The organism is Peristeroidobacter soli, assembly GCF_004138485.1.
Classification (GTDB): domain Bacteria; phylum Pseudomonadota; class Gammaproteobacteria; order Steroidobacterales; family Steroidobacteraceae; genus Steroidobacter; species Steroidobacter soli.
Genome location: NZ_RYEV01000005.1, coordinates 521,591 through 539,553, shown reverse-complemented (window position 1 = coordinate 539,553; position 17,963 = coordinate 521,591). Strand labels below are relative to the sequence as shown.

Annotated in this window: 9 protein-coding genes; 1 reads left to right on the top strand and 8 read right to left on the bottom strand. The window is 63.3% G+C overall.

The window, feature by feature from the left end:
* Window positions 1–4 precede the first annotated feature (4 nt).
* The 7 genes from EKO19_RS23890 to EKO19_RS23860 all read right to left on the bottom strand — a co-directional run bounded on the left by EKO19_RS23890 (window position 5) and on the right by EKO19_RS23860 (window position 14,410).
* Window positions 5–1,303 carry a multiheme c-type cytochrome gene (locus tag EKO19_RS23890; protein WP_129779267.1) on the bottom strand — a complete coding sequence of 433 codons (1,299 nt, stop codon included), beginning with the start codon at window positions 1,301–1,303 and terminating at the stop codon, window positions 5–7.
* Between the two features lie 118 nt (window positions 1,304–1,421).
* The gene (locus tag EKO19_RS23885) at window positions 1,422–5,165 is read right to left on the bottom strand and encodes an LVIVD repeat-containing protein (protein WP_157995412.1); all 3,744 of its coding nucleotides are present in this window, start codon (window positions 5,163–5,165) and stop codon (window positions 1,422–1,424) included.
* 24 nt (window positions 5,166–5,189) lie between these two features.
* Window positions 5,190–7,109 (bottom strand): hypothetical protein, encoded by a 1,920-nt coding sequence (locus EKO19_RS23880; RefSeq protein ID WP_129779263.1) that lies wholly within the window; start codon window positions 7,107–7,109, stop codon window positions 5,190–5,192.
* A gap of 1 nt (window position 7,110) precedes the next feature.
* Window positions 7,111–9,165 carry a heme-binding protein gene (locus EKO19_RS23875; protein WP_129779261.1) on the bottom strand — a complete coding sequence of 685 codons (2,055 nt, stop codon included), beginning with the start codon at window positions 9,163–9,165 and terminating at the stop codon, window positions 7,111–7,113.
* Window positions 9,162–11,003, bottom strand: a complete 1,842-nt coding sequence (locus tag EKO19_RS23870; protein ID WP_129779259.1) for an FHA domain-containing protein — start codon at window positions 11,001–11,003, stop codon at window positions 9,162–9,164. Before EKO19_RS23870 ends, EKO19_RS23875 begins: the two co-directional genes overlap by 4 nt.
* 6 nt (window positions 11,004–11,009) lie before the next feature.
* The gene (locus tag EKO19_RS23865) at window positions 11,010–11,882 is read right to left on the bottom strand and encodes a hypothetical protein (RefSeq protein WP_129779257.1); all 873 of its coding nucleotides are present in this window, start codon (window positions 11,880–11,882) and stop codon (window positions 11,010–11,012) included.
* On the bottom strand, window positions 11,879–14,410 hold the full coding sequence (locus EKO19_RS23860; protein ID WP_129779255.1) for a cyclic nucleotide-binding domain-containing protein: 2,532 nt from the start codon (window positions 14,408–14,410) through the stop codon (window positions 11,879–11,881). Before EKO19_RS23860 ends, EKO19_RS23865 begins: the two co-directional genes overlap by 4 nt.
* Window positions 14,411–14,722: 312 nt before the next feature.
* Here EKO19_RS23860 and EKO19_RS23855 point away from each other — a divergent pair, with 312 nt between their 5' ends.
* Complete coding sequence (locus tag EKO19_RS23855; RefSeq protein ID WP_157995411.1) at window positions 14,723–16,696, top strand: S8 family peptidase; 1,974 nt, start codon at window positions 14,723–14,725, stop codon at window positions 16,694–16,696.
* On the opposite strand, the gene gabT is transcribed toward EKO19_RS23855, so the two are convergent.
* On the bottom strand, window positions 16,646–17,956 hold the full coding sequence (gabT, locus tag EKO19_RS23850) for a 4-aminobutyrate--2-oxoglutarate transaminase (protein WP_129779251.1): 1,311 nt from the start codon (window positions 17,954–17,956) through the stop codon (window positions 16,646–16,648). The two genes, EKO19_RS23855 and gabT, sit on opposite strands and share 51 nt — an antisense overlap.
* Between the last annotated feature and the right edge of the window lie 7 nt (window positions 17,957–17,963).

Here is a 17,963-nt window from a genome sequence, read left to right as displayed (position 1 = left end):
TCGTTCAGAATGATTTTTGCGCGTTGGCCGCGGCAGCGGCGAATTGTTGCGGGCTGAACGTCGTGTCGTTCTTGACCGCGTTGTACAGCGCATCCAGCGCCGCCTTCTTGCTGTTGCGATCGCCGATCGTGTAACTCAGGCTCTCCAGCCCCAGCACGATCTGCTCCGCAGCCGCATAGTCGCCTGCTTTGTCGGTCGCCGCCCAACGAGCGAGCGTCTTGCGCATCTTAATTACATCGGCGCTCGAATATTGTTTACGAGCGAGCGCATCGCGCGGGCCCAGCCAGTTCAGCAACGCCTTCGCCGCCTCGCTCACCGCGGCACGATCGCGCTGCCCGGCGCGAATGAGCGCGTTCGTCAGATCGGCGAGCTGCGCGGTCGCGGAGGGTTCGAAAGCATCGGTGAGGGCCTGCAACACGATGAGATTCTGGGTCTGCAAACGCACCGTTCCCGGCTTGATGCCGGCGCCCGCGCGCGCCGAATTCCAGCGGATCTTGTCCATCGGATGATGGCAGCTGTGGCAATCGTAGAACGCCAGCTCCGGAAACATGTCGCCCGCATGGAACATGTTTGTTTGCAACAGCGACAGGTAGCGACGCGTGGTTTCGATCTGGCCGGTGACCCACAGGTTCATGCCGGGGATCTCGCCCTTGCGTTCGTTGTAGTCCTCATCGACGATGAAATGCGCCGGCTGATTGGTGGTGTAAGCCTCGAGCTCGAAGCTCAGGCGCGGATGACCGGCGCCCATGATGGCGTGCGTCGCGAATTGATCCTTGGTGCCGAGATGACATCCCAGGCACACCTGAACCCGTTTCAGCGGCTGCTCCGTTGGATACATGCCGCGCGCCACGTTGTCCTTATGCGTGGCGGTTTCGGTCGCGTGGCTTTCGAGCCATTTCTCCGAGCCACCGTGGCACGCTTCGCAGCCCACGCCGTCGCTCATCTGAAACTTCGGGCCGCGCTTGTCGGACGGCACATTGTCGGCGTGGCAGTCGAGACAAATCCTGGCCGCGGTCGCATTCGGCAGTCCGAGATTGGTGGCGATGCGTTTGGACTCGGCCAGCTCCAGCGTTCGGAACGCCTGCGCGTGCCGGTCTTCCTGTTGCCAGATCCGGTACTCGTTCAACGCCACGTCCTTGTCTGACTGCGGCGCGAGCTTGCCGTGACACACGCTGGTGGCACAGCTCGCCACCCCCATATGTTTGTAATCGGCAATACCCGGCTCGATGGCGAGCGCGCGCACGCTCACCCCCACTAACGCCGCGACCATCCACGGCGTGCGACGAGTTACGGAACCTTGCACATGGCACCCCCAGGCACATGGACGTGCCCGACGCCGCAGGCGGCGAGCGCCGGGGAAAAGTCGCGCCTTTTCTCCGGCGCCACAGCGCGAGTGGCAGGATGCCCGCGTCGCTGTTTTATCATTGTCGCGAGACCCTCTGTTCTACCTGGTCGGTGACATACCACGGCTGCCCGTTGTCATCCAGGAACAGCTTGCGCATTTCTTCCAGGTTGAGCGGTCGCGAGCCGCGGCGACCGAAGACGGCGATCTGACCGCCCGTCTCGTCCACGCCGCGATCGCGCTCGAGGCCCTTGGAAAGGCTCAGCGCCGGCTTGCTGGTCGAATACATCGCAATCAGCTCCGGCTTGGGATCGGGGCTGAAGCCATAGAACTTCGGCTGTGAGGCTGGCGACGTGAGTTGCACCACCTTGAGGCCGCCCTCGCCGTCCGCCACGTACATGAACAACGAAGCATTGGTCGTCGCGACGATCACATCACGGGCATCGGTGATCTTGCCGCCGGCCGTGAAGCGTTGATACTCGAACATTCGCTCCGGCCGCTCTGCATCGACGATCACGACACCATCGCTGCCCGCCGCGACGTACGCGTACGTTCTCGCGACGAACACGCGCTGCGCGTTCTTGATACGAATGGTGTTGTCCGGCACGAGCCGCGGCGCCTTCGGATCTGTCACATCGACGGTCTTCAAGCCCTCGGCGTCGGTGACGAACAGATAACGGAACTGCAAGGCCGTCGAACGCGCATCCTTCAGCGGAATCTCCGCGATCAGCACCGGGTTCTTCGGCGTATCGACACTGACGATGGCCACGCCCTTCGCCGTCGTGATGTACAAGTAATAGCCGCCGACGGTGATGTGACGCGCGCCGTTGAGCACACCGCCCGGATTCCAGGTCACCGCACGCTTCAGGAAGTTGTTGCGCGGCTCGCCGTCAGCCATCGTGTTCACGTCGACCAGGATCAGTCCTTCCTTCGAGTCCGTCACGTACGCGTAGTTGTAGAGCGGATGAATCGGCTGCTCGAGGTTTGCCACCCGCATCTTCTCGCCGTTGTTACGCGGCGGATGAATCGGCTGATTGGTCGGCAGCGCCACGCACGTCGCGTCCTTCGTATTGACCTGGGTATCGTGACCCAACGGGCTGAACGGTGCCGTGATCAATCGTTGTGACACGCCCTTGTTACCCTGGCTCGCCACGTCGTACACCTGCAGGCCGCCGCGTCCCTCGGCGACATACAGATATTCGCCACGCAACTGCAGACACCTCACCTCGCCCGCGCTGTGACTGTAGCCATTCTTCAGCTCGCGATCGTTCTTGTTGTGAGCGGCGAACCAGTCCGGATAGGCATAGCGATGCAGATAGCTGCCGATGACGGCCTGAGGCTCATCCCACTCGGTCACGTTCACCGCGCTGATCTGCCCCTGACCGCCCACGTACGCGTTGTAGCCGACGAAGTTGATGAAGTTGGTTCCCTGCGCCAACAGCTGCGCCATGATGGCGTTGTTGTCGTTCTCCTTCGACAGGTGACAATCGGTACAAGTCTTGGTCTCGGTCTTGCGCTCCGTATGCGGGTAATGCGGGTTGAACGCCTGCGAGCTGTAGCCGCTGGCCGCGATCGGCGGCTGCTGGATATAGATCTTCTCGCGGTTCGCGTTGGTCGACGACAGTACCAGCGCCGAACTCGATCTCACGGGCGCGATCTTGCCGCCGGCGGCAGGCTCGCGACGACCGAGCAGGAACATGTCGTCACGCGCGACCTGCGGATTGTACGTCGCGTAGTTGCGCGTCTCGCCGCCTTCGTAGTGATGACGCTCGGTCTTGGCGTTCGCCTCGATCGGCAAGTGACAGCCGCCACAGCTCGTGGTCCACGACGTGTGGCACGTATAACACTCGACGTTCTCATCGGTGTGCGCGAGGTTGTTCGGCGCGACGCCCTTGCCCCACTCCAGCGACGACGTGTTCTTGCTCATGAGCTTGGCACGCGCCGCCTTCGGGTTGTACTCCGCGCTGTTGGGATCCACCGAGCGCTTCACCAGGCTCATGCGCCATTCGACGCCCGCCTCCATCATCGAGCGCTGATACAGCGTGTCACCGACCCACTCGAAGCGCCGGCGGCCATCCGGCGTGCGCAGCGTCGTCATGTCCACGCCGCCACCCAACGCGGCCGGACCCGACGTGTACAAGTTCGGCAGCTGCAGTGCCGTGCCATGGCAGTCTTTGCAGTCGATCTCGACGGCGGCGGCAACCTCACCATAGATGTAGCCGTTGCCGTGATTGTCCTGCGAGAAGTGGCAGTCCACGCACTGCATGCCCACGTCGACGTGAATGGACGACATGTGGACCGCCTTCTTGAACTTCTGCGGATCCTCGTCGCTCACCACCTTGTTGTTGGCGTCGAGCAGATTGCCCTTGCGATCTCGCTTGAACACTGCGCGGAAGTTCCAGCCGTGGCCGTGATAGTCCGCGAACTGCGTGTCCTTGAGCTGCGGATTGAGCTCCGACACCTGCTTCAGGAAGTTCACGTCCGCCCATTTGCCCCGCGTCGCCGCGCCTTCCGGATTGCGATCCAGGACTTTGCGGATCTGCTCGCTGGTCGGGTACTGCTGTTGCTCGGGCCACATGAACGGCGCGTCGGACTCGTAGTCCCACATCGTGTAGCCGAGGAAGCTGTTCATGAACATGTTCGGCTGATGCATGTGACAGACCATGCACTGGCTGGTCGGTACCGAGCGCGTCAACGAATGCGTCAGCGGATGACCGGGCTCGCTCTTGCTGATGGTCGGATCGACGGTGCGCGTCAGGCCTTCATGACCGAACTTCGCGTAGATGCTCGAATGACGCTTGTCGCGATCGTTCGCATACACGACGTGGCAGGACGCGCAGCCCGAATGCCGGAAGTCGCCCGGCTGGTCGTTCGTGCCCATGAACCACGGCAGCGGATCGTTCAACCGCGTCTTGGTGATATTGATGACCGGCACCGCGATGCGAGCACCCGTGCCCGGGCCGCGATTGGATTGACGGAAATCGGGCCGCCCCGGCTCTTCGATTCGTTGCAGCTGACCGGCGGCATTGGGCAGACCGGTTTCGGGAAACAGGTTCGCGATGTTCCGTCCGCCACGCTCGAACACACGGAAGATGTCACCGGGGTAAATCGTTTCCCACGACGGCAGCGGATATAGCTGCGGCAGAATGCCGGCGACCGCCGCCTGATTGATCAGATGATCCGGGATCTTCGGTCCCTTCAACAGCACGCCCTGGCCATTGCGGTCGTAGGCCTCACCGAGGATGTACTGTTTGAAATCCAGAATGCCATTGTTATAAGCCGCGCCACCCCACAGCATCGCGCCCGTCGTGTGCATACTGCGCGCGGAAGCCTCGATGATCTCCATGTGACAGGCGCCGCACGACTCGCGAACGATGCGGTAGTCGGACGGATTGATGAAACGAATGAACTCGGGGCTCTCCCGATTCAACAGCGTGTAGGTGCGCCGCGGGTTGGCACTGGACGGATAATTCCACTCCTCCGGAAACTTCGGCAGTACGTGCGCGAGCTCCTGCTGCTTCATGTACTCCTTGGTGCCGCGTTGAACGCCGGGCACGAGGCGCACATTCGCATCGCCCCCGTGACAGTCCGTGCAACCCAGCTTCACCGCCGGGTTCATATGCATCGTCGCCTGATCGGTTTGCGTGTGACAGGTCTGGCAGCCCTCGGTCTTCGCCCGCATCATCTCGTCGGTCTGGCTCTTGGGTGCGGACGACGCGGTCACATACTTCGGCTCGTCGCCGAACAGGCTGGCCGAAGCCACGCTGTTGAGCGCGCACATCACAAGCACGGTTGCGAGCTTGCTGAGGAGGGTTGTTGGCATCTTTGGCATGTCCGAGCACAACCCTCAGTAAGCGAAGACCGCGTTGAGCAGGAAGTAGCCCGGATCCTCGTCCGGGAACAACGCGTCGAAGCCGTCACCGGCAATCAGCGTTGCGTATGAAGCGCGTATCACGATGTTCTGAGACATCATCGGGCGATACACCAGCGACGCCGACACGTCATAGCCGATGTGCTTGTCGATCGGTCCTTGATTGCGCGCCACTTCGAGCACCGCCGTGTCGTCGAAGTACAGCGTGTTCGCGTTGAAGGACAGGCGCAGCTCCGGCATCAGATCCATGTCGACCCCGAGGCCCGCCATCACGATGCCGGGATTGGTGAAATTGGACTGACCCTCTTCCTTGGACGAGCGCAGGTTGTTCAACACCCCGTTACGTGTCGCGAGGTTCACGCGACCGCCACCAATCAGCGGCACGGCCTGACGGATGAAGTAACTGGTATCCGCGCCGGCGAACTGCGGGTTCTCGAACACCGCATCGAAGCCGTGCGCCTCGTCGTCGAACGGATCGTCGTCGCCACTGCCGTACAACAGCGAGATGCGCGGGCGGATCCAGTCGAAGTCCATCGACAGCTCCGCCGCCGCGAACAGCGCACTGATGTCGACCTTCTGATTGACGAACACGCTCGGCGTCTCGTCGCCGAACGCGTAATACACCGAGGTCGTGAGATTCAACCGACCGAAATGGCCGTCGCCGTTGTAGCCCACATAAGTCACGTCGTACTCACGAAGCTGCTCCAGGCCCAACGACGTCGGCCGCTCGATGAAGCCATTGGCGTTGTAACGCAGCTCATCTTCGCGGTTGCGGTTGTAGAGCACCGTCGCCTGCGATGTGAAGCCGAGCACCGGGAAATCCTGTCGATACAGGTTCGCGACGAACACGTCGTCCTTGCGCGGCGCCTCGCTGACATCGTTCAAGCCGCTGTTCGTGTCCTTCTCCAAGCGGCGGAAGTACGCGAGGTTGTACTGCCATTTGTTGTTGCCACGGGTACCGAACAGGCGCGCGCCCAGTTGGTTGTCCTGGAACAGAAAGCCACGGAAGTCCGACGAGAACGGCTGAATGCCGATGCGGAAGCTGTCGAAGTCGAAGTTGTCGGAAACGTTGCGCAGATGTTTGTCCACGAACGCGGCCTGCAAGCCGACGAACGTATCGTCGCGCGTCAGTCCCTTGCGCGCATCGGCGTTCACGCCCTGGATTTCTTCCAGCTCGGTGTAGTTGTACGACACCACCGGCGTCAGGCGGAACTCCCAATCGGGTGGCTTGAAGACGGTGTTGCCTTTGTAATAGACAAACTCGGCGCTGATGTTCTGGGACACCGACCACTGATCGGAGCTGCCGAACACATCGATGCCACCGGGCTGGTCGGTGGAGATCGCGCCGATGCCGGTGGGCACTTCGCGCATCTCGTACACCGTGTCGGAGATCAATCCCAGGTTGAAGAACCAATCGTCGCCGACCACCGGCTTGTCCGCCTTGAGCACGTTGCGGTTGTACGGATCCCACCAACGTTCCTTGTAGCCCAGCGTGTCGACGATGCGCCACCGATCGGGCATGGGCACGGAGTCGACGAAATCCGTGAGACCCGGCCGCGGGATCGGCGAGATCGACGCGGGTGGTGTTCGTTCCATCACCCGGCGTCTCGGCGCGCGGCCCGTGTCCTCAACGGACGGCACCGGCAGGACTCGTTGAGCTTCCGGCGGTTGCGGCGGCACGCCTTCGCCCGTCGGCGTCGTCGGCTGCTGCGCGCTGCCCTCCTGCGGACACGGCACTTCGGTGTAGCCCGGCCGGCGTCGCTTCACGATGCGGCCGATGTCGTCCTGATAACAAACTTCAGCGGAGTTCGCGCTCGTCGACCATGCGGTCGCGGTAACGACAAACGTACTGATCGTGAGTAACGAAGCAGTCAGTGGTTGACGTTTCTTGCTCACGTCACTTCCCTCCACACACGTTGTCGTCCGTGCCGTCGATGAACGGCGCCTGCGGACACTGCACATAGCGCAGGCGCACGCCTTGCGGCAGCAGATTGTCGGAGCGCATTTCCGCCGGGGCGTTGTTGATCGCGCCGCTCAACGTCTGGCCGGCATTGTGCAGGCCCATGAACGCGACCATGTCGTCCTGATCGACGCCGTCGCCGGACACACCGACCGCGCCGATCAACACATTGCCTCGGTAAACCGGCACGCTGCCCGGGAAGATCTGCAGCCCATTCGCCAGACGCACGCCCGTGATCGTCTGCCCCACGCTGGTCAGGTCGGTGGCGAGTTGCACGCCCGCGCAGCCCGTCGCGACATCGGGAATTCCGGGCACGCCGGCCACGAACAACACGTGCTGAAGTGTCGCGTTCATCACCAGATCGAGCTGCAGGCCGGTGGAGAACGGGCTCCACTCGCCGGCCGGCTTGCTCAACGGGCCCGGAGTCGCGCCGTTGATGCCATCGGGAAAGAACGGTCGCGACAGATTGCCGTTGGCGCGATCGGTGAATGCGATCTGACCGTCGGCAAGCGCGGTGGGACTGCCAATGAAGGTTCGCAACGCATCCACGTAGCTGCTCAATTGAATCGAGCGCACGACACTGACGGAGGCGTCCGTCGTGCTGAGATATCGCGCGTCAGGCAAGGTCGCGATGAAGCTCGCCGCCGTGCTCGATGACATGAAGGCGGCAGTGCGCGCCTTCTGCAACGACACGTCCGTGCCGAACAGAGGCGCATCACGCGTGCGAGCAACGCCCAGAATCACGCCTTGCGAGTCGACCACCGAGATCGTCACGCGCGCTTGTGATCCCACCGGGCGGCGGATCTGCGCACGGGCGCGGTTCGCGACATCGAGCGCCGATTGGAGCAACGTGCGAACTTCGCTTTCAGTCAGCGCCGACGCTCCATCGGTGCCGGCGCGTGGCGGATAACGCAGGTTGTTGGTTTCATCGACCAGGACGAACGCATCCCGCCCCGGAAAATTCATATCGCCGTCCGGTCGCACACCCGACCCGGGCTGGCCGAACACCGTGCCGTCGCGAATCACACCGTCCGTATAGCCGGGCACCATGATCAGCGCACCCACGGCCGCGGTGAGTGTGCTGAAGTCTGCGGCCGACTGCGGGTTGGTGCTGAGATCGGCGAACTCCACATCGGTGAAGCGCAGCACTTTGCCGTCGACGGTGATGCGATCCGCGCGTCGATCGACCGGCGCGCTATAACTGAACGTCGCGGCGAGCGCGATCGCTTCGTCCACGTCGATGTCACGATCCAGAATGTTTTTGTCGATGCTGTAGAAGCCATCGGCCAGCACACCGACACCGCCCACCACGGTGCCGTTCTTGTAGAGCGGGAAACCACCAGGGTCTGCCGATAATCCAAGCGGCGTCCGCTGCGGCCCCGGGCCCGGTGTTCCGGTGAACGAGCGAACCAGATCGGAGCAGGCGAGCGAACTGAACTGCACCCCGAACAACGGGCCGGCGGGCTGGAAGTCCTCCCCCGGATTGAAATGTTCCTGCACGATCTGGCTGGCGACCCGCGTGGAGAACGCGTTGCCTTCCGAAGACAGATACGCGCCGGTCACCGCCTTCGCGATGGCCGCCGCTTGATCGATGTTCACCATCGCCGCCTGCACCGGCAGACGAATGCCTTCCAACCCACCGGAGATCGGCGCGCTGCCGTCCGGCGACGTCGTCACCGTGACCGAGCGCGTGCTCGCGTCGCCCATGCGGTACACGGCGAGCACGTTGCCGACGCGATCGACGACCGCGATCGTTGCATTCGTGCCGCGTGCCTGCGCTTCGGCGACGCCCTGCGCGATCACCCGTTGCACATCGGCGACGGTTAGATTCGATAGCGACGTGCCAAGGCAAGTGCCAGTGCAATTCGGATTGCTGGTATCGGTGCCTGTCGTCGGCGTGGTGGGCGAGCCGCCTGAGCATGCCGCCAGCACGACCGCCGAAAACGGCAATAGCAAGCCCCGCCACCAGCGAATCTGTGAAGTCTGTCTCATGATCCAGCGAGTTCGCCCGCAGGCGCCGGTTTGGTTTCGCCCATTCGCTCTGCCGCGGAATTCCCCAGGCCGCGCTCCTGCGGTCGCGCAGCCTTTGGGATCAATTGCGTCGTGATGCGCGGACTCGGGCTGCTGCTGAAGATGTCCCGCAGCGATGGATCGCGGGGGTGATATTCGTGACAGCTCACGCATTGCACGGTGACTCGCTCGGCCGCGGCCTTATCGCCATGACACTCGGTGCATTTCGTAATGCCCGGCACCATCAGATCACTGGCGTCCTCGGATTTTTTGGCTGCGTGGCAGGACAGGCACGCGTCGTCGCCGGTCAGCTTGCCCTGGATCTGGTGGCTGCGATGATCGAAGCGATTCGAGGGGAAATAGTCGCGCGCGAACTTGATCGGAATGACCTGGAAGCGATCGAACACATTGGGCGCTTGCGTGTCGATCACGGCGTGACAGCCGATGCAGCCGCGCCGGGTAAACTGACTTTCGATTTCCTTGCGAGCACTGCGCATGGCGCAATCGAACGGCGCGCCGGTGCAGGTCTCCTCCTCCTCTTCATGCCCCGGCAGGCGACGACGCTCGCGGGTCACCTTGCCGGCGTTTGGATCGGAGAACTTGCGGGTGAAATAATCCTGCAGCGTGAGCACGACTTCGCGCGGCTTGCCGTGAGGCAGCTGACGATCCGGCGCGCCGGGATCGAACGTGAGCTCATGACACGACGAACATTGCCCTTCCATCCGGATCGGCGCGAAGTGCTCGCCATCCGGCTCCAGGCGATGACAGTCGGCGCAGTTCATCGGCTTGCTGTCGCCGCGACGGAGCACCTGATCCGGATCCAGATGCTGCTGGTGAGAGAACTTCAGGTTCGACTGTTCCTTCGCCTGGTCCAGCTCGGCGACCAGCGTCTTCCATTCATACGTGAGGCCTGAGCCCGCCGGCGCCGTCGTCGAGACCAGCAGGTGAGGCTTGAACTCGGGATGACGCTGCAAGCCGAAGCCCAGCACCCGATCCAGCTTGATCTCGCCGAAACCGTGCTCGGGATCGCCGTGACAAGCGACGCACATCCCGTCGCCGCTGTTGACCAGGAAGGTCTGGGGCTCGTTGTGCTCGCGATGACAGGTCGCACAGCGCGGCGTCGGTCCGAGCTCGGTGAGCGCCAGGCGCGCGGGCATGATGTGATCGTGCGTCGTGCGATGACATTCGGTGCACGCCGCGTCCTGCACGCGCTGGAACAGCTTCTGATGACACGTCTCGCAGCGATCGCCAGTCGCCTGTTGATGCACTTGATGCAGCGGTCCGGTGTTCCAGAACTTGTCGCCCGGCACCCATGAAGGCGTCGCCGTGCCGGCGTGATGCAACTTCATGACGAAGAACGGCAGCATCAATCCGAACAACAGCACCAGCACCACGCCGGTCCACGCCATGGCGCGCTTGCCGAGCCAGGTCTGGGACAGGTCGGTGCGGAAGGCGCTTTCGAACGCGCTGGCGTCGATGCGATCGTTCGGTTGCAGCTCGATGGCGGCATTGAACCCCGGCGGCGGCTGAGCGATGCGCAGCCGATGTCCGGCCAGCTCGATCACATCGCCGACGTTGAGCCGCGCCGTCGCCTTCTTCCTGCCGTTGAGTCGAACGACCTCGCCGCGCCGGCACTCCAGCATCAGCTGCGAGCCGGCCAGCACGATGACCGCATGCTCGGGCGCGATGCCTCGACCCAACAATTGAATGTTGCGATCGGCGGCACTGCCGATCGACAGCGCTTTGCTGCTGATCTCGGTATCGTAGTACTCGGCGATACCGTCTGGCCCTTCCCGTAGCTCGCGTAGTAATGCATCCATGCGCGGCTACCAGTAGAAGAACGTCACGACGATGTGCAACACCAGCGCCACGAGCAGCGCGATGGTGATGGGCACATGAAAGTACAGCCAGATCTTGAGCCAGCCGTACAAACGAATGTCACGACGGATTCGTCGTAGCACGGCCTGGCGACGACAGAGCAGGACGATGAGCTGCTGGAGATTGGCGGCCTCGGCACCCTTGGCCGCCCGCGGCAGGCGGGCGCCGACGAAATCGATGACTCGCTGCTGGTCGGTGTTTCGAACCGGCTTGCCCTCGCCGCGAACGAAATACGAGTCGTCGCGACTGAACAGCTGCGAATACATGCCGCCGCCCAGCGTCGTGCGCTCGATGCTGCTGTCGACGGAAATGGCGACGTCCGGCGCGCAACGGCTCGCCACCGAGCGAGCATTTCGATCCAGCTCGAACAATTCAGCAAACAATTCCGCGCGTGCCCCACCCTCGCGGTTCTTGGAAATGAGCTGCGGGTAGCTCATGTACGTGTACAGGCCGAAGAAGCCACTCAGAATCACCACACACATGAGCACATACGCAAGCGTGTGCAGATTCCAGCCAACCTGGATGCCGGAATGCAACGTCGCGATGACGATCAGCGCCGAACCGAGATACACATGGGCCGACGTCCAGCCTTGCACGGTGCCCGTGGTCGAGCTGTAGCGACGCTTGCGAACACCGAGCATGGTCAGCCAGACGATCAGCAGCGCGCCGACCGTGCCGAGCACATACCCCTGCCAGGTGCCGCCGTTGGGCGGCTGCGAGTCGCCCTGTGTGACATATAGAGCACAGGACGCGATGATCAGCCCCAGCGACCACCAGAGGTAACGAGCGCCGCGATACGAGAGCAGATTGCGGTGGATCACCGCTTGCGCTCCTCGACCAGGTCGATGAATTGCTCCGGTCCGATGCGAATGGCCGCACCGGTCGGACAGGCTCGCACACAGGCCGGTCCGCCCTTCAGGCCGACGCAGGCGTCGCACTTGGTGGCTTTCTTGCCTTTGTCCTTGGCCTTGGCGGAGGGCGTGTAATCGGGCTCTTCGCCGGGGCCGCTGCCGATCGCGAACAGCATCCAGGACACCAGGCCCGGCTTCTTCGGCGCGTCGTAGACCATGCGGATCACGCCGTACGGGCAGTTCGCCTCGCAGTTGCCGCAGCCGATGCAGGTCTCGTTGATATAGACCTCGCCGCTCTCCGAGCGGCGCAATGCATTCGGCGGGCAGTCCTTCATGCAATGGGGCTGCTCGCAGTGACGGCAGGAGATCGGGATGTGAATGTTGGCGAACGTCGCGCCGGCTTCGCGATCCAGTCGCGACACGCCTTCGTGAGTTTCGGCGCAGGCCTTTTCGCAGTTGTCACAACCGACGCACAGCGCTTCGTCGATCACCAGCACGTTGGTGGCCTCGCCGAGCCCTTCGTCCATCAGGAAGTTCATCAGCGTGCCCGCTTCCGGCCGCACCTGCATGCGCGCGTTGTCCACGACGCGCCGGCTCACGTCCTTCTGCAGCGGATCGAGCCGCGCGTCGTCACGACGCGTCAGCTCGAGAAATTCCTTGCGTTTGATCTCGATGAGCTCGGCGGCAACGTTGGCAGTCGCGGTCTCGCGTCGCACCGGATCGCCCATCAGTGCCATCTCACCGATCAGCTGACCGGAGCGAACCTGCGACACCAGCTTGTCCTCGTCACCTTGCCGACGTAACAACGTGATCGCGCCCGAGCGCAAGACGAACAACGAGTCGCCGGGTTCTTTCTCGCTGAACAGCACTTCGCCGGCCTTGAGCTTGCGCAGCGTCACGCGCGTGGCGATGTTTCTTAGCTCCCTGAGCGTGGCGAACGGCGCGAAGTGTCGCTGCAGCTCGCGCACGATGAAGATCCAATCGATGCCGCTGCGCACCTCCTCGTTGGAGTTGATCAGCTTCACCATGGTCCGTCGAGGTGTCTCCACCAGGATGCAGCCCGGACCCGCGACCGCTTTCTCCAGGCGCGGCCGGCCCGACAGCAGACTCATCTCGCCGAAGAACTCACCGCGCCCCAACCGGGTGCGGATCCTCTGCGGCCCGGTGGCTTCGAGCAGCACCTCGCCATCGACGATGGTGAAGAACGACGTGCCGAACTCGCCGGGCTCGTAGATCACCTCGCCCTCACGAATGACGCGGGTCATGCGCGGCTGCGGATCTTTCAACGCCAGCTTCTTCTGCAACACCCCCATCCGCTTGCGGGCATCGTCGAACTCGGCACCGGCTGGAAACGCGACCAGCAGGTCGCTCTCGATCACCAGCTCACGAAACGCCAGCGGGTTCATCTGGCGGAACATCGGAATCAGGGTCTGGAAGCGTTCGATGATCTCATCCACCGGGCGCTCGAACGGCAGGCCGAAGAATTGATATTCGAGGAGCGCGTGGTCGGCCGGCTTCACGTCGTTGCCGTTGATGAACTCGACCACGTCGTAGCCCTGGTTCATGGCCTGTTTGATCAGCGGATAGCCCGCCAGCGAGCCGATGATGTAGACGCCGGGCACGTTGCTTTCGTAGTGACGGCTCAGCTCGGGAATGGCGTCGGCGCGCTCGTTCGGAAACTTGATGCCGATGGACTCGACGAACTTGCGGGGCGGAATGGCGCCCAGACGCGCGATGATGCGGTGACACTGCACCGTCTTCTCGCCCGTCGCGGTCTGCATGACGACCGACAGAGGCATGGCACCGTTGGTCTGGGTGACGCTCTTGATGCTGGTCTCGTAATGACAGTTCAACCGGCGGCGCGGATCGGTGATGGCCGCGACCACGGCGTTGAGGTTGGCGTCCTTGGCGCGGCTGAATTCCTTGCCGCGATTCAAGATCCAGACCTCGTTCTGTTCGGCCAGGGCCAGTGCGTTTTCGATGGCCGAATCGCCGGCGCCGACCACCAGGATGGTTTCGTTGCTGAATTCCTTGGGATCGTCGAGCTGATATTGAACCCGCTCCAGGTCCTCGCCGGGCGCGCCCAGCTTGCGCGGATTGCCTTCCAGGCCGATCGCGAGCACGACGCAGGCGGCCTGCAGGGTCTCGCCGCTGGTGAGCTGGATCGAGAACGCGCCCTTGCCGCCGCCGATCTTCCGGACTTCAGCGTTGTGCCGGATGTTGACGCTGAGCTGACGCAGACCGTCGCCCCACGACGACAGAATTTTCTCGCGGCTGCCGGCGCCGAAGCCCAGATCGCTGCGCAGATCCAGGAAGCCGGGCTCGGCCATCACATGCTTACCCTTCTGGTAACGCTGGATGGTCTTGGCGTGCGCGCTGAAGCCTTCTAGCAGTATGTAGCTGGGGCTCGAGCGCCTCGCCTGTTGATCACGCGCCGCTGCGCGTGCGGCTGCGCTGAGGCCCGCGGGGCCCGCGCCGATGATTGCGATTTGGTACATGCAGAAACAAATGCGCCAGCACTTGCTCCTCCCTGCGATTGCTTGCGACCCGCTGCCATCCCGAACGATTTTATTTGTTAAATTCGCGACGGATGCTACCGACCCGGCTACGACCCTCGCAAGGTGTCGACCGTGCGCTACGTCACGGAATCCAGGACGTTTGTGGCAGCGAATACCCTCGGTGATTGACCTGGAATGGATTCGCCCGCCGTCGCGGATCGGATGCAATATTCATCCACCGTACACCCTGGCGATGGTTTGATCGCCGCTCGCGCAGACGTACACTCGTCGAGGGATCTAAAGGAATCGCAGATGAAGATGTTCGCCGCCGTCGTGCTGTCCGCGTTGGTCGCCTTGCCGGCCTTCGCCCAAACGCGGGACTACACCGGTCCCCGGTTGCGGGCACCCGATGCCACCGATCAGATCATCGTGCGTTGGCGCAGCGGTGCCAAAACGACGCTCGCCGCTTCCCCCGTGCAACGCGCGAGCAAGCTCACCGCGAGCTCGGGTCTGTCGATCCAGCACAAGCGGCGCAGTAGCTCGAATACCGACGTATACAAGCTCGATCGCGCCATGAGCGGCAACGAACTGCAGGCCGTGCTCGACAAGCTCAATGCCGATCCGGACGTGGCCTTCGCGGTCGCCGACAAACGCCGCCAGATCCAGCAGATCCCGTCCGACCCGCTGATCGCCAATCAGTGGTACCTGCTCGGCACTCAACCGGCCGCCACTCATACGAGTGAGGCCTGGGACGTCACCACCGACAGCACGGGCACCACTGCGGTGGTCGCCGTGGTGGATACCGGCATCCGTCCCGATCATCCCGATCTCACGGCCAAGATACTGCCCGGCTACGACTTCATCTCCGATGCCCGCGTCGCCAACGACGGCGATGTGCGGGACGCGGATGCCACCGATCCCGGCGACTGGGTCGACGCGGCCGATCGTACCTCGGCGCCCTTCACCAATTGCGCGACGGGCAACAGCTCCTGGCATGGCACGCGCGTCGCGAGCTTGATCGGCGCATCGAGCAACGATGGCGTCGGCATGGCGGGCACCGGCTGGGGCACTCGGATCCTGCCAGTACGAGTTCTCGGCAAATGCGGCGGCTTCGACTCGGACATCATCGATGGCATGCGCTGGGCCGCGGGCCTGATCGTCGACGGCGCGCCCGCGAACCAGAACCCCGCCGACATCATCAACCTGAGCCTCGGCGGTGACGACGACTGCAATGCCGCCTATCAATCCGCCGTCGATGAGATCACGGGGCGTGGCACCTTGATCGTCGCCTCGGTTGGCAATGACGGCATTCCTCCGGGCACGCCTGCGAACTGCTCGAACGTGCTCGGCGTCGGTGGCATTCGCCACATCGGCACCAAGATCGGCTTCAGCAATCTCGGCCCCGGCACCGATATCTCCGCCCCTGGCGGCAATTGCGTGAATCCGGGCCCGCCGTTCACCGACGCCGCGCCTTGCCAGTTCGCGTTGCAGGTGGCGGTCGACACGGGCGAGAAGGCCCCTGCGGCCCCGAGTTATACGGATTTCGTGACTCGGCCGAACTTCGGTACCAGCTTCTCGGCGCCTTTGGTAGCTGGAGCCGCGGCGTTGATGCACGCGGTGAACCCGCGCCTCACCCCGGATCAGTACACGACGCTGTTACAGGAATCGGCGTCGCCCTTCCCCACCTCGAGCGCGACGACCAACGCGATCTGCCGCGTGCCGACCAATTTCGTGCAAGGGGGCGAATGTATCTGCACGACGGTCACCTGCGGCGCCGGCATGCTCAATACCAAGGCCGCGGTGGATGCAGCCCGTAAACCGTTCGGCATCGTGCAGTCGACCGCAACCATCAATCCCAACGTCGCCGTAAACATCAGCGGCAGCACCAGCTTCGCGGCGGATCCGCGCACGGTGACGAGTTATCAGTGGAGCATAGTCAACGTCACGGGCGCGGCGCCGACCATCGCCGACGCGGCGGCCGCGTCGACCACATTGCAAGTGAGTGGAAACAGCCGCTTCACGTTGCGGCTGCGAGTGACGGACGACGCGGGCGCGACCGATGACACCGATTTCGCGATGGTCACCAGCACGCCGCCCGAGACCCAGGTTCCGCCGGCCTCCTCGCCGATCGGTCAGAGCAACGGGGGCGGCGGCAGCTTCGACTGGTTGCTGCTGTTCCTTGGCCTGTTGCCGCTGGCGTTGCCCGCCTTCGGCCGCCGCAAGGTTCCGAGCGGCTCAGCCGGTCGCAGCCACCGGCGCCGTCGCCGCCAGCACCTCGCGGAGTGATTTCTCGATGATGTCGAGGCCTTCGTTGATGATCGCGTCGGACGCGGTCAGCGGCACCAGCAAACGAATCACGTTGGCATAGAGCCCGCACGAGAGCAGCACCAGGCCATTGGCCGCCGCGCGCTGGACCAGCGCCTTGGCCAGATCCGCATCGGGCGCATGCGCATCGCGATTACGCACCAGCTCCATCGCGACCATCGCGCCCAGCCCGCGCACTTCACCCACGCAGGTGAACTCGCCCTGGAACTTGCGCAGACGCTGCATCAGGATGTCGCCGACCTGATTGGCACGCGCCGGCAACTTCTCCTTCTCCATCACTTCGATCACGGCGAGCGCAGCGGCACAGCTCACAGCCGAGCCTGCATACGTACCGCCGAGCCCGCCGGTGATCGGCGCATCCATGATCTGCTGCTTGCCGACGACCGCCGCCAGCGGGAAGCCGCCCGCGAGGCTCTTCGCCATGGTCATCAGATCCGGTTCGACGCCGTAGTGCTCGATAGCAAACATCTTGCCGGTGCGGGCAAAACCGGTCTGGATCTCATCGACGATGAGCACGATGCCATGCTTGTCACACAGCGCGCGCAGCGCCTTCATGAACTCCACCGGCGCCGCATAGAAACCACCCTCGCCGAGCACTGGCTCGATGATGATGGCGGCAACGCGCGACGGCTCGACGGCGACTTTGAACAGCTGTTCGAGCGCGGCGAGGCTGTCGTCCGAGGTCACACCGTGATACGTCACCGGATACGGCACGTGATAAACGTCGCCAGGGAACGGACCGAAGCCCACCTTGTAAGGTGATACTTTGCCGGTCAGCGCCATCGCCATATAAGTGCGGCCATGGAAGCTGCCGCCGAATGCGATCACCGCGGAGCGCCCCGTGTGAGCACGCGCGATCTTCACCGCGTTCTCCACGGCTTCGGCACCGGTGGTAACCAGCATGGTCTTCTTCGGCGTCGGCCCCGGCGCCAGTGCATTGAGCTTCTCGGCCAATTCAACCGCCACACGATACGGCGTGATCATCACACAGGTATGCGTGAAGCCCGCGTCGAGCTGCTTCACCACAGCGGCCTTCACATGCGGATGCAAGTGACCGGTATTCAACACGGCGATACCGCCGGCGAAGTCGACGTAACGACGCCCGTCCGCGTCCCAAACTTCCGCGTTCTGCCCCTTCTCGATATAGACGGGCAGCATGGTGGACATGCCCTTGGTGAGCGCAGCGTTGCGCCGGGCGTGCAGATCTGAGTTGGCTGACATCTTGGGT

Coding starts and splice junctions, on each gene's coding strand:
- EKO19_RS23875 (WP_129779261.1), bottom strand. CDS start 9,165: ATGAGACAGACTTCACAGATTCGCTGGTGGCGGGGCTTGCTATTGCCG.
- EKO19_RS23885 (WP_157995412.1), bottom strand. CDS start 5,165: ATGCCAACAACCCTCCTCAGCAAGCTCGCAACCGTGCTTGTGATGTGC.
- EKO19_RS23860 (WP_129779255.1), bottom strand. CDS start 14,410: ATGTACCAAATCGCAATCATCGGCGCGGGCCCCGCGGGCCTCAGCGCA.
- gabT (WP_129779251.1), bottom strand. CDS start 17,956: ATGTCAGCCAACTCAGATCTGCACGCCCGGCGCAACGCTGCGCTCACC.
- EKO19_RS23870 (WP_129779259.1), bottom strand. CDS start 11,003: ATGGATGCATTACTACGCGAGCTACGGGAAGGGCCAGACGGTATCGCC.
- EKO19_RS23855 (WP_157995411.1), top strand. CDS start 14,723: ATGAAGATGTTCGCCGCCGTCGTGCTGTCCGCGTTGGTCGCCTTGCCG.